Here is a 23,194-nt window from a genome sequence, read left to right as displayed (position 1 = left end):
GAAAAACTTTTTCATTGCACGTTTGGAGAAATCGGCGAAACTGGCGCGATGGAAACCACTGAAAAACGCCAGCGCGGCCGTCCGCGCGCTTTCAACGGGCCTGCCGAGGCCAGTTCCGTGCAATCGCTGGACCGGGCCTTGCGCATCCTGGCCATTGTGGCGGAGGGCAGCGGCATGTCGCTGAGCGAGATATCGGCGCAGAGCGGCCTTGCCGCCTCCACCGCCTACCGCATGCTGACGACGCTGGAAAACCACGGCATGGTCGAGTTTGACACATCAGACCAGCTGTGGTCGATCGGCGTCGAGACCTACCGCATGGGCGCGGCCTTCCTGCGCCGACGCAAGCTGGTCGACCGCGCCCGCATCGTCATGCAGGAGCTGATGGAAAGAACCGGCGAGACCGCCAATCTCGGCGTCGCCGAGGATGATTGCGTGGTGTTCGTCAGCCAGATCGAGACGCACCAGGCGATCCGCGCCTTCTTCCGCCCGGGCACGCGCAGCCCCTTTCACGCCTCCGGCATCGGCAAGGCGGTGCTGGCGCATCTCGAGCCGGAGCGCGTCGGGACCATTCTGCGCAAGGCCGGCCTGCAGCGCTTCACCGACAGGACGCTGTCCGAGATCCCTGCCCTCGCCCACGATCTGGCTGTCATCAAGCAGCGCGGCTGGTCGGTCGATGACGAAGAACGGCACCCCGGCATGCGCTGTGTGGCGGCTGCCATCTTCAACGAGTTCGGCGAGCCGATCGGCGGCGTCTCCGTATCGGGGCCGACCGTGCGGGTGACGCCGGAGCGGCTGGCCGAGATCGGGCCGATGGTGCGCAGTGCCGCGGCCGAGGTGACCCGGATGATCGGCGGCGCGCAAGTCGGCTGATCAGCCTACCCCGGGAAGCGCGCTCCTGGTCGCAATATCGAAGAAATCGAGCCGTATGGCCATGCCGACACCGCAAGCGCCGGCGGCATGGGCACTCTCTTGCCGTGGCGTTCGAATGCATGCGAAAGGGCGCGGATGAGGAAAACGGTTCAGCTTCTGCTTGTCGCTTCGCTTTGCGGATGCGTGGCGACGACACCTCGACCCGATGCCGGCGACCAGCGTGTCGATCCGATTCCGTTCTCGCTCGCGCTCGAGGAGATCGTCATCACCGGTATTCGTCAGCACTTGCCGGATCCAGCTTCGGCCAGGCTCGGAAGGACGCTTGCCGGGGAGCGGACACTGAACGGCCGCAAGGAGATCGTGGTCTGCGGCTTCGTCGACGGCAAGGATCCGTCCGGCGGCAATGGCGGCGACCAAGCCTTCATTGCCAGGATCTACCCGGATTCGGCAAGCAGCTTCGAGCTTGTCGCTATGGGCGGCGCTTCGGAAACGAGGCGCCTCGTCGATAGCACCTGCCGCGCAGCCGGGTTGCCGATTTCCGATTCCGCCTGATCACACAACTGTAAGTATTTGTGAAACAACGAAAAGGGGCTCGCGCCAGCCCCTTTTTCTGTTGTTGAGCGGTCTCCTCTCAGAGCCGGCAATAGTGGCTGTAGCCGTCGCGGCCGATGTAGGTGTCGGAGTCCGGATCGTAGCTGGAGTAACGATCGAAGCAGCGGCGGACGTGCCAGGAACCACCGTCTTCGTCGACATAGACGGTACGCGGCGGCTGCTGGGCAAGCAGGCTGCCAAGGACGAACCCGCCGACGCCGGCGGCGATGCCGATGCCGAGGTCGTGGTGATGCGAATGAGCCGCCGAAGGCTGAACGGTGCCGACCAGCGCGGTGGCGGCGACGGTGGTGGCGATGAGGCCGGAAACGAGAGTGCGCTTGAACATGATGATCTCCTTGCTTCGTTGACCGAGGCGATCCATCCGCCTCTTGATCATCTGTCGTTGCGGCAACGAAAAAGGTTCGAAGCTTTTTTGATCTTTTTTGGAGGTGCTGTCGGTTCCTGACTGTGGCCCACGGAGAATGCAAAAGGGCGGCCGAGGCCGCCCTTCCAAACGCAACAGGCCGCGGCATCAGAAGATGACAACGACCCCGCCATGATGACGATGGTGGTGATGATGCCGGTGATGATGGTGGTGGTACCACCAGTAGTCGCCATAGTCGTCGTCATAGTAATGATGGTGATGATGCATACCGTGAGCCGACGACGTCTGAACCGTGGCGGCCAACGCGCCTGTGGCAACGAACACGGCGACGAGAGCGGAAGTGAGCATGCGCTTGAACATGATGATCTCCTGGATCCTTGACCGAGACGACCATTCGCCTCTGGAGACCAGTCGGCGCGAGGTGGGAAAAGGTTCGAAAGGGGTGGGGAGATATCTTGGCGGGTGGGGGAAGAGTGAGTAGTGGGTATGCAGGGGCTTGGCCCACTGTTGACTACTCCCTACTGACTATTCCCTACTCACTCCCTCGTTCACCCCATCCCCGTGACATGCCGAAGCCAGAACGCCAGCGCGATGAAACCGATGATCGTGGTCACGCCGGTCCAGTCGACATTGGCCTTCTTGATGTCGCCGATGAGCTTCACCAGCAGCATCCAGGCGATGACGACGAGGGGCAGAATGATGACAAGCCTGATCATGCGACACTCCAGTCCGAAGCGATTGCATCTTCTTGATATGTAGGAAGCGCGCTCGCGAATTTCAGCATGGGCGTCCACGGCGTCATCCACCGCCGGGGTAACCGAAAACGGAGTTTTGTCTTTACTGGCGCACGAAATATGCTACCGGAGCGCCGTGCCCTTGTAGCTCAGCTGGTAGAGCAGCGGTTTTGTAAACCGAAGGTCGGCGGTTCGATCCCGTCCGGGGGCACCAGTCTCGCCGGACGGTTTGGTTGCCAGTATGAGGCTACCAATCACACCCCTATCGCCGCCACCAATATCCGGTTCTGCCTTCGTATCGCCGCGCGCAGTTCCGGGATCCTGGCCTCGTCGCGCTTCACGAATTCGATGAACATCATGTTCATGTTGTTGAAGATCAGTTCGCCGAGCGCTGCCCCGTCTATGTCCTGGCGCACCAGGCCGATCTCCTGCAGCCGGGCGATCAGCGCACGGATCTGTTCGGTGAGCGAGCGGTCGAGCGCGGTGTAGGCCTGGCCGAACGGGCTGTCGGGTAGTTGCGTCGAGATCGCCATGGCCTGGCGCCACATCTCCTTGCTGAGATAATGCAGCGAGTGCTCGATATAGATGCCGATCAGCGTGTCCAGCGCATCGCCGACATTGGCCGGCGGCTTGGCGACGACGCCGCGCCCGGCATTGAGCACCTCGTTGACCTCAAGCGAGACGATGGCGCCGAGGATGTCGCCCTTGTTCTCATAGTAATTGTAGATCGTGCCGATCGACACTTCCGCCTGCGCGGCGATCGCCTCGATCTTGGCGCCCTCGTAGCCGGCCTCGCGGAAAAGTGCCGCCGCCGCCTCGATGATGCGCCTGTGCCGGTCCGCCTTTTGCCTTGCCCGCAATCCGCTCATAGCAGCCTCTTGCCACAAAAACAGAATTGACTCAATTTTAGAATTGGTTCAATTTTTTACAAGAAGCCACAAAGGCAAGGGAGAACACTCGATGTCCGTCAAATCCGGGAATCCGCTTTCCATCCTGAAGCTGCATCTGCACGCCGCCTGCGCCGCCACGGCCCTGCTGCTTGGCGTGGGCAGCCTCGCTCAGGCCGCCGATCTCAACGCGCTGATCTGGTGCGACCATTCCGATCCGGCGCTGCTGAAGCCTTTCGAAGAGGCCAACAACGTCAAGGTCAACGTCAAGGAGTTCGAAGGCACCGGCGCTGGTCTCGCCATCGTCGAGCAATCGCAGCCCGGCGACTGGGACGTGATGGTAATCGATAGCATCGACGTGCCGCGCGGCGTCGAAAAGGGCCTGTTCGAGCCGCTGCCCGAGGACAAGCTGCCCTTCGCCGCCCTCTTCCCGCAGGTGAAGATGGACGGCTCCACCGTGGTCGGCGGCAAGCGCTACGGCATCACCGAAAAGTTCGGCTACAACACGATCGGCTTCAACAAGACCAAGGTCGACCCGGCGGACATGCAGTCCCTGGCGTCGCTGACCAGCGACAAATACAAGGGCAAGGTCGCCATCTATGACTATTACCTGCCGGTCATCGGAATGGCGGCACTGGCCATCGGCAAGAAGACGGCCGAGCTGACCGAAGCCGACCTGCCCGCGCTCAAGGAAGAGCTGCTCAAGATGAAGGCCAACGCCAAGCTGGTCGGCGAGGTCACCGCCAGCCAGACGGCGCTTGCCACCGGCGAGGTCGACATACTGGTCGGCGGCGGCGAATGGGTGACGGCAGGGTTGGCCAAGGAGAACCCCGCGCTCGATTTCTCCATCCCCAAGGAGGGTGCGGTGCTGTGGTCGCAGTCGCTGGCCATGTTCAAGGATTCCAAGAACAAGGACATGGCGCTGAAATTCATCCAGTACATTATGAGTCCCGAAGGCCAGGCGCGCCTTGCCACCTCGTCCTGCTATTGGGGCATGCCGGCGAACACCAAGGCGGCGCTGACCGACGACCAGAAAAAGGTCCTGCGCTTCGATGAGCAGCCAGGCTTCCTCGCCCGTGCGCAAGCCTATCCGGCGCCGAACGGCGATCTCGACAAGAAGATGCAGGATATGTGGACCGAAATGCTGCAGGCGAAATGAGCTGATACCGTTCGTGAGCTCAACCGGAAACAGCGGGCGCGCCCTGCCCGGGACGGGCCGCGCCCTTCCCTGGGCGCTGGTTACGCCTGCCCTCGGCTGGACGCTGCTGTTCTTCGTGCTGCCCTTCGTCGCCATGGGGTTTTCCAGCCTCACGGCGCATGAAGGCGGCGGCTTCACGCTTTCCAATTACAGCCAGTTCTTCACCAACCCATCCTACTGGCAGGCGATGGTGAACTCGCTGGAGGTGACGGCGATCGTCACCTTGCTCTCTGTGCTGCTCGCCTATCCCTTTGCCTGGATCCTCGCCGAACAGGTGCCGGAACGCTGGCAACGGCTGGCGCTGATGCTGGCCGTGCTGCCGTTCTGGACGTCCTATGTCGTGCGCTCCTATTCCTGGCTGCTGGTGCTGGCGCAGAACGGCGTCATCAACCGCGCGCTCACCGGTTCGGGCTTGATCACCGAGCCGCTGCAGCTCGCCAACACGCGGCTGGCCACCGTCACCGGCTTCGTGCACTTCTTCGTCATGCTGCTGACGCTGACCATCTTCGCCAACCTCAAGCAGCTCAGTCCGAGCTACCGCAAGGCGGCCGCCGATCTCGGCGCCGGGCCGGTGCGCACCTTCCTGCATGTCATCCTGCCGCTGACCTTGCCGGGCATCATGGTCGGCGCCTTCCTCACCTTCGTGCTGTGCATCGGCGACTACATCACGCCGCAGATCCTGGGCGGCAACAACGAGCTTTTGATGCCGCAGCTGGTGATGATGCAGATCGGCCGGCGTGGCGATTTTCCGCTGGCCTCGGCGCTGTCGATCATCCTGATGGCGGTCGTAACCATCGCCTACCTCGCCTGCGCCCGCTGGCTGAAGATCGAGCGGGCCTGAGATGCGCCAGGTGGTCCGCGTTGTTTCCTGGCTCTATGTGCTTGCCGTCTACGGCTTCATCTTCCTGCCGGTGGTGGTGCTGGTGCTGTTCTCGCTGCAAGCGACCTCGTTTCCGATCCCGCCCTTCACCGGCCCCTCGCTGCGCTGGTATGAGGCCGTGCTGTCCGATGTCAGGCTGACCTCGGCGCTGGTCAATTCTCTGCTGGTGGCGTCGATCTCCTCGGCCGCCGCCGTCACGCTCGGCTTTCTCTCCGCCTGGGGTTTCGCGCGCTTCGTGCTGCCCGGGTCCGGCCTGCTGCGCGGGCTGATCACGCTGCCGCTGACGGTCAGCTATCTCATCATCGGCATGGGCCTGCTGGTGCTTTTCAACTGGGCTGGTGTTCCGAAATCGCTGCTTGCCGCCGGCATCGGCCATGTCGTGATCAACCTGCCGCTATGCTTTGCCATCATCTACAGCCAGATGGGCGATCATCAGATCAACATCGAGCGCGCGGCGCGCGATCTTGGCGCGCCGGAATGGAAGGTGCTGCTCTTGATCACCGTGCCGGTGATGGCGCCCGCCATCTTCGCAGGCTTCTTCCTGTCGATGACCTTCTCCTGGGACGAGTTCGTGATCTCCTTCCTGCTGACCCGCTTCGACACCACGCTGCCGGTGGAGATCTGGAATCTGCTGCGCTCGGGCCTCAATCCCAAGACCAACGCCGTCGGTTCGCTGGTCTTCGCCGTTTCCATCGTGCTGGTCGTGCTGTTCGAACTGACATTGTTGCGCCGGAGAAAGACATGACCGCGCCTCTGGTCGATATCCGCGCGGTCTCGCACCGTTTCGGGCAGCTGGCCGTGCTAAAAGATGTCTCGCTGCGGATCGAGCCCGGCAGCTACACCATCCTGCTTGGGCCGTCGGGCTCGGGCAAGACGACGCTGTTGTCCATCCTGGGCGGCTTCGTCACGCCCAGCGAAGGCAAGGTGTTCATCCGCGGCGAGGACTGCACCGCGGTGCCGCCGGCCAGGCGCCCGACGACGACTGTGTTCCAGGACTATGCGCTGTTTCCGCATATGAGCGTCGGCGGCAATGTCGGCTTCGGGTTGCGCATGCAGGGCGTCGACGGCGCGACACGCGCCGCAAAGGCGCGCGAGGCGCTGGCGCTGGTGGGGCTGGCCTCCGCCTTCGACAAGAAGCCGCACCAGCTCTCCGGCGGGCAAAGGCAGCGCGTGGCGCTGGCGCGGGCGCTGGTCATCGAGCCGGCGGTGCTGCTGCTGGACGAGCCGCTCGGTGCGCTCGATCTGAAACTGCGCCGGCAGATGCAGGACGAGTTGAAGGCGATCCAGAAACGCGTCGGCACCGCCTTCGTCCATGTCACGCACGATCAGGAAGAAGCGATGGCACTGGCCGACCATTGCGTGGTGATGAATGACGGCCGCATCGAGGACGAAGGACCGCCCGAGCGCGTCTATGCCAGGCCGGCGACACGTTTTTCGGCGACCTTCATGGGCGAAAGCACGATCCTTGCCGGCAAGGTGGCGGAAGCCGGGGACAGGACAAGCACCGTCTCGACGCCGGCCGGCCCGGTTTTGGTGCGCGGCGCTTTGCCTGTGGGTTCGGCCGTCGCATTGGCCATCCGGCCGGAGCATCTCATGCTCGGCGGGACCGCCGGCACCGCAAGCCTCGGCATGGCGAAAGTGAACGATGTCGTCTTCCAGGGCAGTTTCAAACGCGTGCTTGCCGTCTCCGTCGAAGACGCCTCGCTGCAATTCATCGCCAAGCTGCCGGCAACAGCCACCGTCCAATCCGGCGACACGCTTGCCGTTTCGTGCGATACCGACCAGATCATCGTTTTGGCGGACTGAAATGGGATCCCTTCCGGTCATCGGCGCACCAGAATGGTACGAGACCATCCGCATGGCCGACGGCGTCACGCTGATCCACGAGCCGTGGATCAAGCCGTTCTTCCGCTGCAACATCTGGCATGTGCGCGGCCGCGACCGTGACCTTCTGTTCGACACCGGCCTCGGCCATTTCAGCCTGCGCACACATGTGCCGCTGGTGAGCGAGCGCAAGCTGACCTGCGTCGCCAGCCATACGCATTTCGACCATATTGGCTGCCATCACGAATTTCCCGACCGCTGCGTGCACCGAGCCGAAGCAAAAATCCTCGCCGATCCGCGCAACGAGTGGACGGTGGCTGACCGCTATGCGACCGACGATATGTTCGACGGATTGCCGCAAGGCTGGGAGTCGTCCCGTTACCGGATCCTGCCCGCCCCGGCTGACCGCCTGCTCGGCCATGGCGATGTCATCGATCTCGGCGACCGCGCCTTCGAGGTGATCCACACACCGGGCCATTCACCCGGCGGCATCGCACTCTACGAGAAGAAGACCGGCATGCTGTTGTCCGGCGACATCATCTATGACGGCCCGCTGATCGACGACGTCTACCATTCGGATATGTCGGACTATGTCGAGACACTGCTCGCCATGCGCGATCTCGACGTCTCGGTCGTGCATGGCGGCCATTTCCCGAGTTTCGGCAAGGTGCGCTACCGCCAGCTGATCGACGAGTACCTGGCGCAGAAACGCCAGGCCGGCTGCCACCTGCGGCAGCGCCCCTGAGAACAGCTACGGCATCAATTCAAAATGCCGCGGAAATGCCTGATGCAGCAGGAGCAGCATGGTCTTGCGCAGCACATTGGTGTCGCGGCTCGAAGGGTTCAGATGGTCCCAGTACCATGCGCCGTGAACCAGATAATTCAGGCTCTCCGACAAGGTGTTGATGTCGACACCGGTATACCCTGCGCCGCGCGAAATCTCGATCAGCAGTTCGCGCGCTTCGGCGGTGTAGGCGAGATCGCTCGGCAGGCCGATCTCGTTGTAGATCTGCATGCTCTTGCGGTCGCTTGAGAACACGACAAAGACCGACACCCATTTGGGATGCTGCCGGGCGAAACGCTGCGCACAATCGACGGCGCCCAGCAGCCTTTCGACCGGCGACAGGCCGGGCGCCCGCACCAGGCTGATCCACAGCGCGTCATACTGATCGCTGAGATACTGAAGCACGGCGCGGAACAGGTTTTCCTTGCTGCGGAAATGAAAGACGACCAGCGCATTGGACGAGCCGACATGTTCGGCGATACGCTGCATGGTGAGGCTTGCCAGGCCCTCCTCCGCGATGAGATCGATCGTGGCGTCGATGATGCGCTGTACGCTGGCTTCGCCGCGCTCGCGTCGGCGGTCCTTGGGCGGCGCGGCATCGTTTGCCGCGCCCTTGGTCGTCGCGAGCTTGCGTTTCTCCGGCTTTGCGATTGCCTTGCGTTGCGCCATTTTCGTCAGGCCTTTCGGACCCACGGCGGAATATCCCGCCGCACAGATTGCCTTGCCATGTGCCACGCCGGCTGATCCCGAAAATCGCTCAGAGCGACGGGCGTGTCCCGGTGTTCCCATACCATTGCCCCCGAGCCGTTTCATAGGCCAGTCCGGCCCGGAAGACATCGGCGTCGCTATAGGTGCGGCCGACGATCTGGATGCCTGTCGGCACGCCGCTGGCGGCGCGGCCCGACGGTATGGAGAGAACCGGGCAACGGCTCAGCATGTTGAACGGCGTCGTCATCACCCAGCCCAGCGAAGGGTTCACCTCCCTGCCGTTGATCTCCACCCTGTCCCTGGTCTGGTCGAACTCCGCCGGTACCGCGGGCAGCGCGTTTGTCGGGCAGATCAGCACATTATAGGTCTCCAGCAGCGGGCCGAGCGTCTGGTACATCCTGGCCGCCACGTCCAGTGTCGCGACGAAGTCGGTGGCCTTGGACTTTTGCCCGTCCTCGGCAAAGCGCCGGGCATAGCTGGTCATGTCGCTGGCGTGCTCCGCAAGCAGTTGCGACAGCGACGCGCCGAACAGGTGCTCGAGATAGGCCATTCCGGCCTTGAGCACCCCGCTGTCCCAGCCAAGATCGACTTCCTCGACCGTGGCGCCGAGCGAGCGGAACACATCGCAGGTGGCGAGCGTGTTCGTGCGCACGTCGGGGTCGACCTCGAAGGAGCCGAGATCCATCGAAAAGGCAATCTTCCAGCCTTTGATCGGCTTGTAGTCGAGCGGCAGGCGCAGCTTGGGACGCAGCGTGGCGATGTCGAGCGGGCTTGGTCCCGCCATGACGTTCTGCAGCAGGATGGCATCCCTGACGTTTCGCGCCAGCGGCCCGGTGTGGCAGTAGAAATCGAGGTTGAAGGGCGGCTCGTCGGGATTGCGGCCGTAAGGCGGCTTGTAGCCGACGAGACCGCAGGCCGAGGCCGGAATGCGGATCGATCCGGCAATATCCGAACCGGTGGCGATCGATGATGTTCCCGAAGCGAGCGTTGCCGCAGCACCACCCGACGAACCGCCCGGCGTAAAATCGCGATTCCATGGATTGCGGGTGACGCCCCACCGCTTCGACCAGGTGTAGCCCGCGCAGCTGAATTCCGGCGTCGCCGTGCGGGCATGCACGATGCCGCCGGCCTTCATGATGCGCTCGTTCATTGTCGAGGTGTGGCCGCTTACGGCATCCCTGGACAGCAGCGAGCCGTGCGAGGTCGGCTTGCCCTTGATGTAGCTCTCATCCTTGATGCCGATCGGCAGGCCTTCCAGCGCGCCGGTCCTGGCGCCCCTGGCGTATTTCGCCTCGGCCCTGGCGGCCAGCTTCATCGCCTCTTCGAAATGCGTGAAGGTAAAGCAGTTGATCGACGATCTGGTAGCTTCGGCGCGGCGAATGGTGGCCTGCATCAATTCGACGGGCGAGAGTTTCTTCGCCTTGAACAGCCGCAGCGCCTCATGGGCCGGCACGTAGCAGAGGTCGAGATCGGACATTGGAAGTCTCCTGCGATCGCGAGACCGCACCTGGCATGGAGGGTGCCGGACCGCAAACTGCGGCCCGGTGACTGTGGTTGGGTTGGTCCGGCGACGCTATTTCTGGAGGTCGGTCCAGATCTTCGTATAGAGCGCCTGCACATCCGATGGACAGGCCGGCATGAACTGGCCCTTGGCGGCAAATTCAGCCGGAACGTCCACTTCCGGCGCCGTCTTCATGTCGTCCGGCATGAAAGCCTCGGAGCCCTTGATGCCGTTGGCGTAGCGGGCGAAAGCCGAGATCATCGCGGCATTCTTCGGATCCATGATGAAATTCTGGAACAGCTTGGCGTTCTCGACATTCTTGGCGTCCTTGAGCACGGCGACATTGTCCATCCAGATCGGAAAACCTTCCTTGGGATAGCCGTAGACGATCTTGTCGTTCTGCAGCCGCTGGCGCAGCGAAATGCCGTTCCAGTTGACGCCGGCGGCAATGTCGCCCCTGCCCAGGCCGTCGACGGCCGCATAGTCGAGCGAGAGCCATTTCGCCTTGGCCTCGACCAGCTTGTCGTGCACCTTCTTCAGTACCTGCATATCGTTGGTGCAATATTTGCCGCCCTCATAGGCGATGGCGAGGAACATGATGTCCCCCATTTCGGGCACGACATTGATCTTGCCGACAAGCTCCGGCGGCGGGTCGAGGAAAATCGCCGAGGTGTTCGGGTCGCCGGAATACACCGACTTGTTCACCGAAATGCCTGTCGTGCCCCACTGCCACGGAACAGTGTATTTGCGGCCCGGATCGAAGGGAACGTCGACCCATCGCGGATCGACATTCTTGAAATTCTCCATCTTGTTGGGTTCGGTCTCCAGGAGCAGGCCTTCGCTGATCCAGACCGGCACGACGCTGGCCGACGGCACGACGATGTCATAGCCGGACGCACCCTGGCGAACCTTGGCCAATGCGGTGTCGTTGGAATCATAGTCGGTGACGGTGACCTTGACCTTGTAGGTCTCCTCGAACTTCTTGATGAGGTCAGGGCTGGTGTAGTTGCCCCAATTGTAGATGTTGAGTTCGCCATCGGCGCGGGCAACGCCGGTTGCGGCGAGCAGCGACAGCCCGACGGCCGCCGCGGTCAGTTTCCAGTTCATGCTAGTGCTCCCATTGTTGGGACCGGCCGCGTCGCCGCCTCGGTCCGTCTCCTGCTGATGAACAAGCCTGGCTGTGCCCTTCGGCCCAAGGCGGGCCGGCTGGCTGTCAAAATATTCCCCTTTTCGCGGCCATTCACCGGCGGAATGCCAGCTGGCCGACTTGGTCGTCTGCGTTACGATTATTTATAACTAACTATACAGTCAATATCTTTTCGCAGACATTGCCTCGGCTGGCCCAGTTGTCCTGGACAACGCAGCAAGCTGAGACCGGAATGGCAGGCGGCACGGGTATCTCTTTCGCGCTCGGTATGACCGCCCAGAATTTCGGCTTTTCAGGCGCTTGCCGCCGATCTGTCCTCAGTCACAATCCGTCGCCGGTACCACTCGAAGGTGCGCCGGATCCCTTCCTGATAGCCGGTCGTCGCCTCCCATCCGGGAAGAACCTGCCTTACCAGGGTCAAGTCCGGGCAGCGGTTTGTCGGATCCTGCGGAATTGGCGCACGGTGTTCGATGCGGCTGCCTGGAACAAGCGAGCAGACGAATTTCGCGATACCGAGAACCGAGACCTCGCGATTGTTGCCGATGTTCAGGGGTCCTCGGTATGCGATGCTGTCGCGCCAAAAGAAACGTTCCAGGCCATCGACGATATCGTCCACATACCCCCAACTGCGCGATTGGGAGCCGTCGCCATGGACGGTCAGGATTCCCGTGGTCAGGGCTTGGCAGACAAAATTCGAAACGGCGCGGCCGTCATCGATGCGCGTTCGCGGCCCATAGGTGTTGAATAGCCTGACGACGCGCACATCCAGCCCGCTGACGCGTTGCTCTTCGAAAAGCAGCGCCTCGGTGCAGCGCTTGCTCTCGTCATAGGAGGCCCGTGGCCCGGTGCAGTCCACGGATCCCCGGTAGCTCTCCGGTTGCGGCGACATCAGGGGATCGCCATAGACTTCCGAGGTCGAGGCGAAGCAGAAGCGACCGCCGGGCCTGAGCAGCGACAGAAGATTGAGCGCGCCGCCTATATTGGCTTTGATCGTGCGCGCCGGCTCGCGCATGTACCATACGGGCGAAGCCGGTGACGCCAGATGGATGATCTCATCGAAATGCTGGCTGGTCGTGAAGCTTTCGGCATCGGCAATCCGCAAGCTGAGCCGCGGGTCCGAGACATGGGCAATGTTGTCGCGCGATCCGGTCCACAGATTGTCGACGATGACCAGCGTTTCCAGATCCTCACGCAGCAGCAGACGATCGACAAGATGGGAGCCGAGAAAGCCGCAGCCACCAGAAACCAACACGCTGTGCGGCATGCGCGCTCCCCTTCAGAAACACGGCCGGTCAACGCGCCGCAACGCTTGTTTCCCAAAACGACGGGAACAGGATCCTATCCGGATAGGACACGCCTTCTACCAGTGCTTTCGTCGATGCCGCAATTGCAACGATCAAACTTCCGCCAGCCAGGGCTCCGGTCGCCCAAGCATGAAACTGTCGCTCGGGATCGGCCGAGCGTCGGCGGTATCTACAGACGAATGGCGTATTCCGGCGACCTATAGTGCCCGTTGCGGGCAAGGCATTCCGGCGGCATCGCCGCAGCGCGACGCTGTCGGCAGCGGTCTCATGCTCATATTTTCCGACTGGCGCACAAGCTCGGCGAAGACCAGGGCGAAGCTACCCAGCATGACAAAGACGATGATCAGGCGTGCTACCGGCAATATGTCGGCCTCGTCTGGCTGGTGCGTGTCCCCGGAGGAGGCATGCGCACAAAACAAAACTGCCGCAACGTCCTTTTGGCATCCCAAAGGATACAGCGGTGCTGCGGGCGCCCCCACGCCATTCATGCCGGCTAACATGATCGTTCCGCCTTTACGAGACTTTAAGCCCCGCCTTAACCATCACATTCGCTCGTGCACTGTCATGAAGCGCGATCCGCAGGTTCGGCCGATGCCCGCGCGGCATGCCTAGCGTGCCGGCACAACGGCTCTCTTTGCAGACCTGCCCACCCCGTGCTACCCCGGCGCGGATGCGGCCAGACTGCCGCCGCCAATCGGTCGCGATCGGGGAGCCATGAGCACAGCCGCCAACAGCATCGCCTTCGTCTCGTCCGACACAGCAGACGCCAAGGCGGCGCTGGAAAGTCTGTCCGCGCGCTATGGCCAGTGTTCGGTCGCCGAGGCCGCGGTTGTGGTGGCCCTGGGCGGCGACGGCTTTCTGCTGCAGACCTTGCGCGACACGATGGGAACGGGAAAGAAGGTCTACGGCATGAACCGTGGCACCATCGGGTTCCTGATGAATGAGTACCGTTCCGGAGGGCTCACCGAGCGCATCGCGGCCGCGGTCGCCGAAACCATCCGGCCGCTGGAAATGCTGGCCGTCACCTCGGAAGGCGAAACCGTCTCGGCGCTGGCGATCAACGAGGTTGCGCTGTGGCGCCAATCCTACCAGACGGCCAAGATCCGCATCAGCGTCGATGACCAAATACGGCTCGAGGAACTCAGCTGCGATGGCGTCATGATCGCGACGCCGGCCGGATCCACCGCCTACAATCTTTCAGCGCATGGCCCGATTCTGCCGCTCGACGCGCCGCTCCTGGCACTGACGCCGGTCAGCCCGTTTCGCCCGCGCCGCTGGCGTGGCGCATTGCTCTCCAACAAGGCGACCGTGCGCTTCGATATTCTGGAGCCGGAAAAGCGGCCGGTAAACGCCGCGGCGGACCATACGGAGGTCAAGGCGGTGACCTCGGTAACGGTGCGGGAGTCGCCGGCGGCGACTGCAACCTTGCTGTTCGACCCCAATCACTCCTGGAACGAGCGCATCCTTGCTGAGCAGTTCCGTTACTGAGCCGACACAGAGACAAGCGGCCGGATTAAGCATCGCGATTAAGGTTACAGCTTCACAATCGCGCCAATCCCGCCCGTTTCTGTTGACAAATCGCGGACTTGCGCCTAATCGCAATGCCAATCTTGCAAGCGCGTGGCGCTTGCCGCGACGAATAACGTTGCGCCTCCCCGAACCAGCCAAAGACAACAACACTTGTCCTCAGACACCACGATCGCTCAAGAAGCGTTGACCTTTTCAGACCTCGGCCTGTCGCCGAAGGTGCTTTCCGCAGTTACCGATGCCGGCTACACGCAGCCGACACCGATCCAGGCCGGTGCCATCCCGCACGCCTTGCTCGGCAAGGACGTGCTGGGCATAGCCCAGACCGGCACCGGCAAGACAGCCTCCTTCGTGCTGCCGATGCTGACCCGGCTGGAAAAGGGCCGCGCCCGCGCCCGCATGCCGCGCACGCTGATTCTCGAACCGACGCGCGAGCTTGCCGCGCAGGTCGAGGAAAACTTCGTCAAATACGGCAAGAACCACAAGCTCAACATCGCGCTTCTGATCGGCGGCGTGTCGTTCGACGAGCAGGACAAGAAGCTGGAGCGCGGCGCCGACGTGCTGATCGCGACGCCTGGCCGCCTGCTCGACCATCGCGAGCGCGGCAAGCTTCTGCTCAACGGCGTCGAGATCCTCGTCATCGACGAGGCCGACCGGATGCTCGACATGGGCTTCATTCCCGATATCGAGCGCATTTGCGAGATGATCCCGTTCACCCGGCAGACGCTGTTCTTCTCGGCGACCATGCCGCCGGAAATCACCAAGCTGACCGAAAAGTTTCTGCACGCGCCGGTGCGCGTCGAAGTTTCGAAGGCCGCGTCGGCCGCCACCAACATCATCCAGCGGCTGGTCAAATCAGGATCGAAGCCTTGGGACAAGCGCGAGACGTTGCGCAACCTCATCAAGGCCGAAGACGCTGAGTTGAAGAACGCCATCATCTTCTGCAACCGCAAGGTCGAAGTGTCGGAGCTGTTCCGCTCGCTGCTGAAGCATGATTTCGATGCCGGCGCCCTGCATGGCGACATGGACCAGCGCGCCCGCATGCAGATGTTGGCCAATTTCCGTGATGGCAAGCTGCGCTACCTCGTGGCATCGGACGTCGCCGCGCGCGGCCTCGACATCCCCGATGTCAGCCATGTCTTCAACTACGATGTGCCGATCCATGCCGAGGACTATGTCCACCGCATCGGCCGTACCGGCCGTGCCGGTCGCTCCGGCAAGTCCTTCACCATCGCGACGAAGTCCGACACCAAATACATCGACGCCATCGAACGGCTGATCGGCAACAAGATCGAATGGCATGACGGTGACCTGTCGACGGTCGTGGCCAGCGAAGGCGGTGAGGACGATGCTCCGCGCCGTGGCAAAGGCGCGCCGCGTCGCGCCGGCCGCAAGGACGACGATCGCAAGGACAGAGGCGAGCGCAAGAAGGGCGGCGAACGCCGTGCCAGACACACCGGGGAAGACGCCTCGACCGTGGTCGCACAGCAAGAACAGCCCGATGTGGCTGCGACGGCCGTCGCCGATATCGGCGAGCGGCGCGCACGCAAGGAGGCGATCCGTTCGGAAAACACCGAACGCAAATCCTCCGATCGCAACGAACAGCGGGCACCGGAACGCGGTGACACCAGGCCGCAGCGAGACAACAGTCGTCCTGCCCGCCATCGCCACCAGGAAGACAACGACACCACCGTTGGCTTCGGCGACGACATGCCGGCCTTCATGCGCATCGTCGCCAAGGTCTGACTGGGCCAAGCTTGAAATAGCCGCCAAGTGATCGGCAAACGATCACTTGGCCAATTGGCACGTCTTTCGGATATCATCGCGAAGATCGGCAAGGCCGTTGCCTAACAAGGCAGGCAAGATGTGCGGGAACCTTCCTGCATAGGGCACGAGAAATCGAAGATCTATACCTGCCTGCTGAAAGGCATCGCGTGAATAAAGGCTACGTCCGCCTGGAGCATTGATGTAGCGCTGGCCGCCAAGTGCCTGAACGATGGCGATCACGCGGGCTTGTGCACGCAAGGCAGGATCGATGCCGAGGCGGGAGCTGCGTACGACATCCGGTCTGAGCTGAAGCGCATCGGCCGTTAGCCGAAGACCCTCCTCGAGAAAATCTGTCACGTCGCCAAGGGCCCCGGTCAGGTGGCCGTTGATCTGCTCTGCCGCTGTCGTCCGCGCTTGGCCTGGCAGGCCGAAGACAGCCAGCCGCTTGTCCAAGGTGGTTCGGGCATCGTTCGCCCAGCGCAGGTCCTTTATCAGCGCGTCGAAAGGCATCGGCGCAACCGGCAATGTCAGCCAGTGTCCCGGCGTCATTTCGCAGCGGTGCACCCTTCCCCGGCGCGCGAACTGAACATCGTCGAAAACAACGAAGATGTCGCTCGCGGCCATCAGGCGGAAATAACCCGCATAGGGGAAGAAGTATGGCTGCATGACGGCAATGGTGAGCTTGCCCGTCACTATGTTCCCCCTTCGCCATAGAAGAGGCGAGGCAGACTTCGAACGTGCTGCTGGAAGGCTTGCAGAACCGGAGATGCGAATGACCTGTTGCAGAAAGCGTCGAATTCATCGCGCTTGCGCAGGAAGCTGTGACGGTCGAACTGCTCGCGGCGAAGATAATGCAGCACCCTGATATCAGCCGCGTCGTGCAGCCCGTGAGCCAGCATCTCGTCCGAGTTCGGGCAGTTGTACTCCGGCCCAAGCGGCAAAGGATCGGCTCCAACCGTCAGGATCGCCAATGACAGCGCGATCTGGGCAGAAAAGAAAATGGAGGGCGTATCCTTCAAATAGTCCAACACGCGCGCCGTCAGTGGGCGGATCAATGGTTGAATAGCGGTGAATGCCATCTTGTTGAAGGCGACGAAACCATAGTTGAAATACGGCGGGCAGCCACCGAACGCTTCATCAGGCGACTGGGAATATCGGAAGTTCAGGGGCGTGTCGCCGAAGCCGAATGCCCCAAGAAGTCGGCGCCACGCGGCGTCATTTTCGGCGCCATTTCTCGAGAATGGCGAGAAATGCGCCGGCAGCCCGGCCACAGCAGGACGGTCGGCGTCGCGCATGCTTTGCAGAAGGCCGTCGATAGGCCGCATCAGGCAGGCATCGGCATCGACAAGGATGATGACATCGCCGCTTGGCGGTTCGGCATAGCGGTCGAAGCCCGAGGAAAAGCCCCGATCGCTGATAGCGTGAGGCACGGGACGCCACGTCACCGGGTAGGCCGATGACCATCGATTGACGGCACTGATTTCGCCGAAGTCGGCATGCCCCCCCACGGAGACCAAAATGGGGGCGGTGGCATAGGTGCCGCCGAGACTGGCCAGCGACAAAGCAGCCAGTTTGACGTTTGAAAAAAACTCCTGTTCGGGCAGGATCGGGATGCGAAATTCGAAAGTCATTCGAGCCTGCTCAAGTCAAATCGCGAGTTGCCCAGCCGATGCCGGCCTCGCCAAACCCGTTGCCATTGTAGAACATCACGTCGCCGGAGGGGCGCTGCATGATGCAGCAATAGGCCTGCATCGAGCTGTCGAATTCGCCGGCGGCCGGCGGATTGCTGAAAATCACAGGCTCGGCTCCACCGACGGTTCCGTTCCGGGTGTCCATGCGACGAGAAAACAGTCGGTAAGCTTCTTTGCCGCCAGCGCGAAAGTCCCGCCCGCGCCGGCTGTACCACAGGCGCATGCCGCCAGCCTCATTCGTGATCCAGGGGCGCGTCTGACTGATACCGTCACCAAGGTCGTCAGCGGAGACGGCGATCGATTCCGCTTCCCACACGATGGCGTCTAATGAATCACAGCTGCGCAGGACATATTCAGGCTCCCAAACGCCGTTTACCTGCGCCCAGCCGGTGCCGCTCACATACCACATGCGATAGCCGTACTTGGTCTTTCCGACGAAGGGCGTCGACACGAAATACGGATCTGCCGGACCAATGCCCCGGACCGGACCGGCGAATGCCTTCTTGAAACTCAGCCCGTCATCGCTGATGGCGAGCCCGATGGCGATCTGGAAGCTGACATCGTTGCGTGGATAAACACCCGAATAATAGAGGTGCACGCGCCCACCGATTGTCAGCGCACAAGACGGCCCCAGCCCGGTGCTATCGAAGCTCCCTGGCGGGCCCCACTCCAGGAGTGGATCGAGATGCTCGTCCAACACACGCATGCCGTCTTGCGGGTCGACGTCGACGGCCAGAATGGATGACAGGTTGTCCCTGTTGCGTCCTGCGAAATAGATACGCCAAAGCCGAGGCGAAAGGGCGAGAACCGTTGGGGACTGTGCGTGACTGGCCCACCACCCTCCCGCCTTTACCGACACCAGCAATCCCCGCCGGGTCCATTTCCTCTGATGGTCGGGCATCAGCGGAACTTCATCGACTTGATGCGGGCGCTGGAATAGGGCTTCGGCAGATCCGAGGGATGACGAACCACACTGTTGGGCGGCACATCGCGCCGGATCATGCAACGAGACTCAATGTAGCTTCCCGCGCCGACCGTGATGCCGTTGTCGACGCCGACCTGGCCGCCGATCAGGCTGCACGTACCGATACGGACGCCGCTCGCCAAGCCCACCTGCGACGACACGAAGCAGAAGTCCTCGAGGATGGAGTGATGACCCACATGGCTGCCGCTCCACATGATGATGCCCTCGCCGAGGCGAACAAACGGCTGCAGCGTGCAGTTTTCCAGAATGAAGCAGTTGTCGCCAACCGTCTCCGCCATATTGTGGGTCGAGGGATGGATAAAGCGCGCAAAGCCGTATCCACGCTCCCTGCCCTCCGCGTGCCTATTCCTGCGGAACTCGTTGAGATTCTGGTAGCTGAGCGGACCGAGCAGCTTGACGGCATCAGGCGGGAAGCGCTCCTCAAGCCTTTCCCAGGCGACTACGGGAAGGCCCTTGAACTCGGGTTGCGTGAGGAAGGCTTCGTCGACAGTGAACCCAACGACACGATCCTCGCCGAATCTGTCGAGATAGGCCTTGGCAACTTCGGCGAGCTGCCCTGCCCCAAAAATGACCACATCCGCCATGCCGCCCCCGTGCGCCCTTGCCTTGCATCCCTGGTCTGCTCGTCATCACCGTGGATTGTCCGGCTATGCGGCAGCCTTGTAGACGTAAACAGTGTATTCGTAGAGTCCGTAGTCGGCGCGAATGACGTGATGGCGCGACAATTGACCGACGACAAAGCGGCTGATCTGGTCATAGGGCACGTGAAAGAGATCCTCTCGCTCCCAGTCGACGTGTTTGGACATCAAGTTGAAGGCCATTCCCTTGCGTGCATACGGGAACATTTTTGCCAGCAATCCAGTCATGGCATCGAACATCGTCTCGTAGGCGATGCCGCAGCGCTCGGTGAAGACACCGTTCATGACGATGTAGTCGGCCTCGGGCACAGCTGCCCCGTCCTGCATCACGTCCAGGCAGTCAAACGCCACGCCGGGATACTTGCGCCGGCACAGGTCAACAAACCGCGCCGACAGATCGAGCCCCCGGTAGCGCACCTTGCGATCAGTCTGGCGCAGATAGTCGAGGAAATGACCAGCGCCGCAGCCGAAGTCGAGCAGGTCGACTGAGCCGCGCTCACGCATCACCTCTGCCATCACGCGATAACGCGTCGCTGCCCCTTCGGCATCGGGCCAGTCGACTCCTTTAAATGTGTCTCCGTGTCGCGCAAAACACGCCTCATAATGCGCAACAAGCGCGCTGTACGGATTTATATCAGTCAATTGTAATATCTCATGGAATTGCCCTATACGTTCGACATGGCCCTGTATATCACGCCATCAACGACATGAAACGCTGCGCCCCAGTACCTCTGGTCAGATCGGCCCAACACGATGCACAGTTCGCACATCCCTTCGCCGCGCCGGCTTCGCGTTTGTCTCATCAATCCGCGCTTCCACCCTTCCATCTGGACCCGTGATGAAGTCCTTTCCATTTTACCAGGCAGCAAGCGCAGTTGGATCGTGACGGGCTCGTTGCCGGCGCTGGCGGCCCTTGCTCCGGAGCATTGCGATGTCGTCCTGGTCGACGAGAACGTCGAGGACATCGATTTCGAGCAGCTTGGCGACTTCGACATCGTTGGCGTGACCGGCATGATCGTGCAGCGCGACCGCATGTTCGAGATCCTGGATAGGCTGCGTGATCTTCCGGTCACCGCGGTGGTCGGTGGCCCCTACGTTTCAGTGGCTGAATCGGAGTTCGTCGATCGCTGCGACGTGCGTTTCATCGGCGAAGCCGAGGAGACATGGCCGCGATTCCTTACGGCTTTCGCGCAAGACGGGGTGGTGCAACGGCGTTACGAGCAAGACGCCAAAACCAACATGGAGACCGTGCCGACGCCGCGATATGACCTGCTGAAACCCGGACGCTATATGGTAGCATCGCTGCAGTTTTCGCGCGGATGTCCATTCATGTGCGAATTCTGCGACATCATCACCATTTTCGGTCGCCGCCCGCGTCTCAAGTTACCCGCGCAGATGGTCCTCGAATTCGAGGCGATCGTGAAAGCCGGGTTCAGCACCTGCTTCCTGGTCGACGACAATTTTATCGGCAACAAGGCCAAGGCCAAGGAGTTGCTGCGCGTGCTGATCGATTGGCAGCGGGCCAACAACTATCCATTGATCTTCTCCACCGAGGCCAGCATCAATCTGGGCGACGATGAGGAAATGCTCGACCTGATGCGGATGGCCAATTTCCGCCAGGTCTTTGTCGGAATCGAATCGCCTCGCGCCTCGTCATTGGCCGAAACCAGGAAGGTTCAAAACGTTCGCGGCGACTCCATGCTTGAGAAGCTGCAGCGCATCCGCGACAAGGGGCTGGTGATCCACGCCGGCTTCATCGTCGGGTTCGACGCCGACGACGAAGCGATCTTCGACGAGCAGTTTGAATTCATTCAGCAAAGCGGCATCGCGCTGGTGTCGGTGGCCGTCCTGTGTCCAATTCCAACGACGCCACTTTACGATCGGCTGCAGACCGAAGGTCGGCTGGATCTCAGCGACCCACATGTCAGCTTTCATCCCAAGAACATGACGCGCGAAGTCCTCAAGGCCGGCTACGACAGGCTGGTGCGGCGCCTGTACCAGCCGGATGCCTATTTCGATCGCCTGGTGAATGGCTACCTGGGGTCGCCAGGGTTCCGCCGCAGCCGGGCGTCCCAGGCGGCCCTGGCTGGAAGAAAACATTCCAGCCTTAGCCGGCTCGCTGAGTTGGCCGGTGCGGCTCTGATGGCTGCACGCCTTGCTCGAACCATCATTGCCAAGCGAGAGGCGATGTCGCTTGGCAGCGCGTATGTGAGGCACTGGCGCCGTAACCGTCGCCTCTGTGGCCAGGAAGCTATATCCTTTGCCAGCTTCGTATTTCTATGCGCCGATCATTGGCATTTCTATACCGTCTCGCAAAACTCAACCCGGTTCCAGATCGGCAGCAGCCGGCCCGAAACCTTGCGGCCATTGCCGGCCAATGAAGATTTATACCTCAGGATTGCCGACGGCCGTAAAGCTTCATGACAAGCAAATTATGGGATGCCGATCCCGATCCGACGCCTGATGTCCCGGTCGCGCGCCCGCGCCTGCCAACAGCGGACGACATTCTGCCCTATCTGCGCGAGATCGACGCGAACCGCTGGTACAGCAACAACGGTCCGCTGAATCAGCGCTTCCAGGAAGGTCTCAGGGCTCGCATCGCCGTGGGTCATGTCGTGTGCCTGGCAAACGCAACGCTGGGGTTGGCCCTGGCGCTGATGGCGCAGAAACCGGCAAAGGGCAGTCTCTGCATGATGCCGTCCTGGACCTTCGCCGCCAGCGCACACGCGGCGGTCCTCGCAGGGCTCGTTCCCTGGCTTGTCGACGTCGACCTCGACACCCAGCAATTGTTGCCAGAGGCGGCGATACAACTCCTCAGGCAGGCTCCTGGCAAGGTCGGTGCCGTCATGCCGGTTATGCCGTTCGGCGGCCCGATGGATGCCGCGAACTGGGACCGGTTCAAGAGCGATACCGGTCTTGCCGTGGCAATTGACGCGGCCGCGGCCTTCGACTCGCTGACGCCATCGCGGGTTCCGGCAGTCGTCAGCCTGCATGCCACCAAGGCACTCGGCGTTGGCGAAGGCTGCTTCATTGCGTCCGACGACGGCGCTCTGATCGACGAAATTGTGAAGAAGGCCAATTTTGGTTTTGCAAATTCGCGCGAGGCGGCATCGCCGGCGTTGAATGGCAAGCTCAGTGAGTATGGCGCGGCCGTCGGCCTCGCCGCACTGGACGGTTGGACACTTACACGTGCCGCCTACCAGCGTGTTGCCAGAGGCTATTGCCGCTCGCTTGCTTCGACTTCCGGGGTGAACGTGCAGGATGGATTTGGCGAACGCTGGATATCCTCCACCGTTACCGTTGGCCTGCCGTCGGATTCGATGGAAACGGCACTCAATGTGCTGACGCAAGCCCGAATTGGTGTCCGTCGATGGTGGGGCGGCGGCCTGCATCGGCACACAGCCTTCGAACATTTTCCCAAAGTACCGCTGCCGGTCACCGAGACGCTTGTTGCGACTCAACTGGGCCTGCCTTGCTGGACAGATCTTTCGGATGAAGCAATCTCGCGTATCTGCTCCATTCTCACCGACGCGATGACAGCGGGCTGACGCAATATCTTAAGTGGGCTCACAACACAAAAACGGCCCCACGCGAGGGGCCGTTTTGTGGCCGGACAGATAGTTGGCGACCGCCAGCGCATGGCGCTGCGACAGATCGAAATTGTGCCGGTCGCTGTTGTTCGAATCGGCATGGCCGAACACGTCGACGGTCGTCCGGCGGAACTTCTTCAGGACCGACGCAACGGAATTCAGCGCCGACATGTATTGGCTTGG

The 23,194-nt window shown here is 61.9% G+C and carries 26 protein-coding genes, 1 tRNA gene and 1 pseudogene; 12 read left to right on the top strand and 16 right to left on the bottom strand.

Translation table 11 applies throughout. From position 1 onward, the window contains the following. Window positions 1-48: 48 nt before the first annotated feature. Together bhcR and ACVILI_RS18420 are read left to right on the top strand one after the other, a co-directional pair. On the top strand, window positions 49-870 hold the full coding sequence (gene bhcR / locus ACVILI_RS18425; protein WP_240564675.1) for an HTH-type transcriptional regulator BhcR: 822 nt from the start codon (window positions 49-51) through the stop codon (window positions 868-870). Between the two features lie 135 nt (window positions 871-1,005). Beyond that, window positions 1,006-1,422: a hypothetical protein gene (locus tag ACVILI_RS18420; RefSeq protein ID WP_038646628.1), complete on the top strand. Its 417-nt coding sequence runs from the start codon at window positions 1,006-1,008 to the stop codon at window positions 1,420-1,422. Between the two features lie 79 nt (window positions 1,423-1,501). Here ACVILI_RS18420 and ACVILI_RS18415 read toward each other — a convergent pair whose 3' ends face one another. The 3 genes from ACVILI_RS18415 to ACVILI_RS18405 form a co-directional block, all read right to left on the bottom strand. Beyond that, window positions 1,502-1,807, bottom strand: coding sequence for a BA14K family protein (locus ACVILI_RS18415; protein WP_038652621.1), 306 nt, complete (start codon window positions 1,805-1,807; stop codon window positions 1,502-1,504). A gap of 186 nt (window positions 1,808-1,993) precedes the next feature. Beyond that, entirely contained in the window at window positions 1,994-2,206 is a 213-nt protein-coding gene (locus ACVILI_RS18410) for a hypothetical protein (RefSeq protein WP_081296009.1), read from the bottom strand. A gap of 188 nt (window positions 2,207-2,394) precedes the next feature. Next, window positions 2,395-2,562, bottom strand: coding sequence for a hypothetical protein (locus ACVILI_RS18405; protein ID WP_019857938.1), 168 nt, complete (start codon window positions 2,560-2,562; stop codon window positions 2,395-2,397). A 156-nt stretch (window positions 2,563-2,718) separates the two neighbouring features. On the opposite strand from ACVILI_RS18405, the gene ACVILI_RS18400 reads away from it, so the two are divergent. After that, window positions 2,719-2,794, top strand: a tRNA-Thr gene (locus ACVILI_RS18400). A gap of 40 nt (window positions 2,795-2,834) precedes the next feature. Here the strand turns inward: ACVILI_RS18400 and ACVILI_RS18395 are convergent. Continuing rightward, the gene (locus ACVILI_RS18395; protein WP_038646594.1) at window positions 2,835-3,449 is read right to left on the bottom strand and encodes a TetR/AcrR family transcriptional regulator; all 615 of its coding nucleotides are present in this window, start codon (window positions 3,447-3,449) and stop codon (window positions 2,835-2,837) included. Between the two features lie 91 nt (window positions 3,450-3,540). Between ACVILI_RS18395 and ACVILI_RS18390 the strand changes: the two genes are divergently transcribed. From ACVILI_RS18390 to ACVILI_RS18370, 5 genes are read left to right on the top strand one after another with little or no spacing between them, the layout of a single operon-like run. Continuing rightward, a complete protein-coding gene (locus ACVILI_RS18390; protein WP_038646592.1) occupies window positions 3,541-4,626 on the top strand; it encodes a polyamine ABC transporter substrate-binding protein in 1,086 nt (361 codons plus the stop codon). 13 nt (window positions 4,627-4,639) lie between these two features. Then, window positions 4,640-5,506, top strand: a complete 867-nt coding sequence (locus ACVILI_RS18385) for an ABC transporter permease (RefSeq protein ID WP_069092051.1) — start codon at window positions 4,640-4,642, stop codon at window positions 5,504-5,506. A gap of 1 nt (window position 5,507) precedes the next feature. Further along, entirely contained in the window at window positions 5,508-6,290 is a 783-nt protein-coding gene (locus ACVILI_RS18380) for an ABC transporter permease (RefSeq protein ID WP_019857935.1), read from the top strand. Beyond that, complete coding sequence (locus ACVILI_RS18375; protein WP_038646588.1) at window positions 6,287-7,351, top strand: ABC transporter ATP-binding protein; 1,065 nt, start codon at window positions 6,287-6,289, stop codon at window positions 7,349-7,351. Before ACVILI_RS18380 ends, ACVILI_RS18375 begins: the two co-directional genes overlap by 4 nt. Before the next feature lies 1 nt (window position 7,352). Beyond that, the gene (locus ACVILI_RS18370; protein ID WP_038646586.1) at window positions 7,353-8,114 is read left to right on the top strand and encodes an MBL fold metallo-hydrolase; all 762 of its coding nucleotides are present in this window, start codon (window positions 7,353-7,355) and stop codon (window positions 8,112-8,114) included. 6 nt (window positions 8,115-8,120) lie between these two features. Here ACVILI_RS18370 and ACVILI_RS18365 read toward each other — a convergent pair whose 3' ends face one another. From ACVILI_RS18365 to ACVILI_RS18345, 5 genes are all read right to left on the bottom strand, one after another. Continuing rightward, window positions 8,121-8,822, bottom strand: a complete 702-nt coding sequence (locus ACVILI_RS18365; protein WP_038652609.1) for a TetR/AcrR family transcriptional regulator — start codon at window positions 8,820-8,822, stop codon at window positions 8,121-8,123. A gap of 88 nt (window positions 8,823-8,910) precedes the next feature. Next, on the bottom strand, window positions 8,911-10,338 hold the full coding sequence (locus ACVILI_RS18360) for an amidase (protein WP_240564673.1): 1,428 nt from the start codon (window positions 10,336-10,338) through the stop codon (window positions 8,911-8,913). 96 nt (window positions 10,339-10,434) lie between these two features. Further along, window positions 10,435-11,469: an extracellular solute-binding protein gene (locus ACVILI_RS18355; RefSeq protein WP_019857931.1), complete on the bottom strand. Its 1,035-nt coding sequence runs from the start codon at window positions 11,467-11,469 to the stop codon at window positions 10,435-10,437. A gap of 332 nt (window positions 11,470-11,801) precedes the next feature. Further along, on the bottom strand, window positions 11,802-12,773 hold the full coding sequence (locus tag ACVILI_RS18350; protein ID WP_019857930.1) for an NAD-dependent epimerase/dehydratase family protein: 972 nt from the start codon (window positions 12,771-12,773) through the stop codon (window positions 11,802-11,804). Between the two features lie 237 nt (window positions 12,774-13,010). Continuing rightward, complete coding sequence (locus tag ACVILI_RS18345) at window positions 13,011-13,175, bottom strand: hypothetical protein (RefSeq protein WP_246686982.1); 165 nt, start codon at window positions 13,173-13,175, stop codon at window positions 13,011-13,013. A gap of 352 nt (window positions 13,176-13,527) precedes the next feature. Here ACVILI_RS18345 and ACVILI_RS18340 point away from each other — a divergent pair, with 352 nt between their 5' ends. Together ACVILI_RS18340 and ACVILI_RS18335 are read left to right on the top strand one after the other, a co-directional pair. Beyond that, on the top strand, window positions 13,528-14,301 hold the full coding sequence (locus ACVILI_RS18340; protein WP_038646582.1) for an NAD kinase: 774 nt from the start codon (window positions 13,528-13,530) through the stop codon (window positions 14,299-14,301). 192 nt (window positions 14,302-14,493) lie between these two features. Further along, the gene (locus tag ACVILI_RS18335) at window positions 14,494-16,086 is read left to right on the top strand and encodes a DEAD/DEAH box helicase (RefSeq protein ID WP_038646580.1); all 1,593 of its coding nucleotides are present in this window, start codon (window positions 14,494-14,496) and stop codon (window positions 16,084-16,086) included. Window positions 16,087-16,128: 42 nt separating this feature from the next. Here ACVILI_RS18335 and ACVILI_RS18330 read toward each other — a convergent pair whose 3' ends face one another. The 5 genes from ACVILI_RS18330 to ACVILI_RS18310 form a co-directional block, all read right to left on the bottom strand. After that, the gene (locus ACVILI_RS18330; RefSeq protein ID WP_051726786.1) at window positions 16,129-16,800 is read right to left on the bottom strand and encodes a WbqC family protein; all 672 of its coding nucleotides are present in this window, start codon (window positions 16,798-16,800) and stop codon (window positions 16,129-16,131) included. Beyond that, complete coding sequence (locus tag ACVILI_RS18325) at window positions 16,800-17,738, bottom strand: hypothetical protein (RefSeq protein WP_038646578.1); 939 nt, start codon at window positions 17,736-17,738, stop codon at window positions 16,800-16,802. Before ACVILI_RS18325 ends, ACVILI_RS18330 begins: the two co-directional genes overlap by 1 nt. 10 nt (window positions 17,739-17,748) lie before the next feature. Next, window positions 17,749-18,699, bottom strand: coding sequence for a glycoside hydrolase family 32 protein (locus ACVILI_RS18320; protein WP_147377477.1), 951 nt, complete (start codon window positions 18,697-18,699; stop codon window positions 17,749-17,751). Further along, window positions 18,699-19,367 (bottom strand): acetyltransferase, encoded by a 669-nt coding sequence (locus ACVILI_RS18315; RefSeq protein ID WP_051726785.1) that lies wholly within the window; start codon window positions 19,365-19,367, stop codon window positions 18,699-18,701. The genes ACVILI_RS18320 and ACVILI_RS18315 overlap by 1 nt, the downstream gene beginning before the upstream one ends. A 63-nt stretch (window positions 19,368-19,430) precedes the next feature. Further along, a complete protein-coding gene (locus ACVILI_RS18310) occupies window positions 19,431-20,063 on the bottom strand; it encodes a class I SAM-dependent methyltransferase (RefSeq protein ID WP_208863823.1) in 633 nt (210 codons plus the stop codon). 111 nt (window positions 20,064-20,174) lie between these two features. On the opposite strand from ACVILI_RS18310, the gene ACVILI_RS18305 reads away from it, so the two are divergent. Next, window positions 20,175-21,845: a radical SAM protein gene (locus ACVILI_RS18305; protein ID WP_084791507.1), complete on the top strand. Its 1,671-nt coding sequence runs from the start codon at window positions 20,175-20,177 to the stop codon at window positions 21,843-21,845. Window positions 21,846-21,853: 8 nt separating this feature from the next. On the opposite strand, the gene ACVILI_RS18300 is transcribed toward ACVILI_RS18305, so the two are convergent. Then, window positions 21,854-22,033, bottom strand: coding sequence for a hypothetical protein (locus tag ACVILI_RS18300; protein WP_223217960.1), 180 nt, complete (start codon window positions 22,031-22,033; stop codon window positions 21,854-21,856). Between ACVILI_RS18300 and ACVILI_RS18295 the strand changes: the two genes are divergently transcribed. Further along, window positions 21,947-22,969, top strand: coding sequence for a DegT/DnrJ/EryC1/StrS family aminotransferase (locus tag ACVILI_RS18295; protein WP_223217937.1), 1,023 nt, complete (start codon window positions 21,947-21,949; stop codon window positions 22,967-22,969). The genes ACVILI_RS18300 and ACVILI_RS18295 overlap by 87 nt on opposite strands. A 60-nt stretch (window positions 22,970-23,029) precedes the next feature. On the opposite strand, the pseudogene ACVILI_RS18290 reads toward ACVILI_RS18295, so the two are convergent. Next, window positions 23,030-23,185: pseudogene (locus ACVILI_RS18290) on the bottom strand (OmpA family protein); the annotation flags it as partial. Between the last annotated feature and the right edge of the window lie 9 nt (window positions 23,186-23,194).

Source organism: Mesorhizobium sp. USDA 4775 (genome assembly GCF_054062655.1).
The sequence above is the reverse complement of the archived record's forward strand: the minus strand, read 5'-3'. Positions and strand labels throughout refer to the sequence as shown.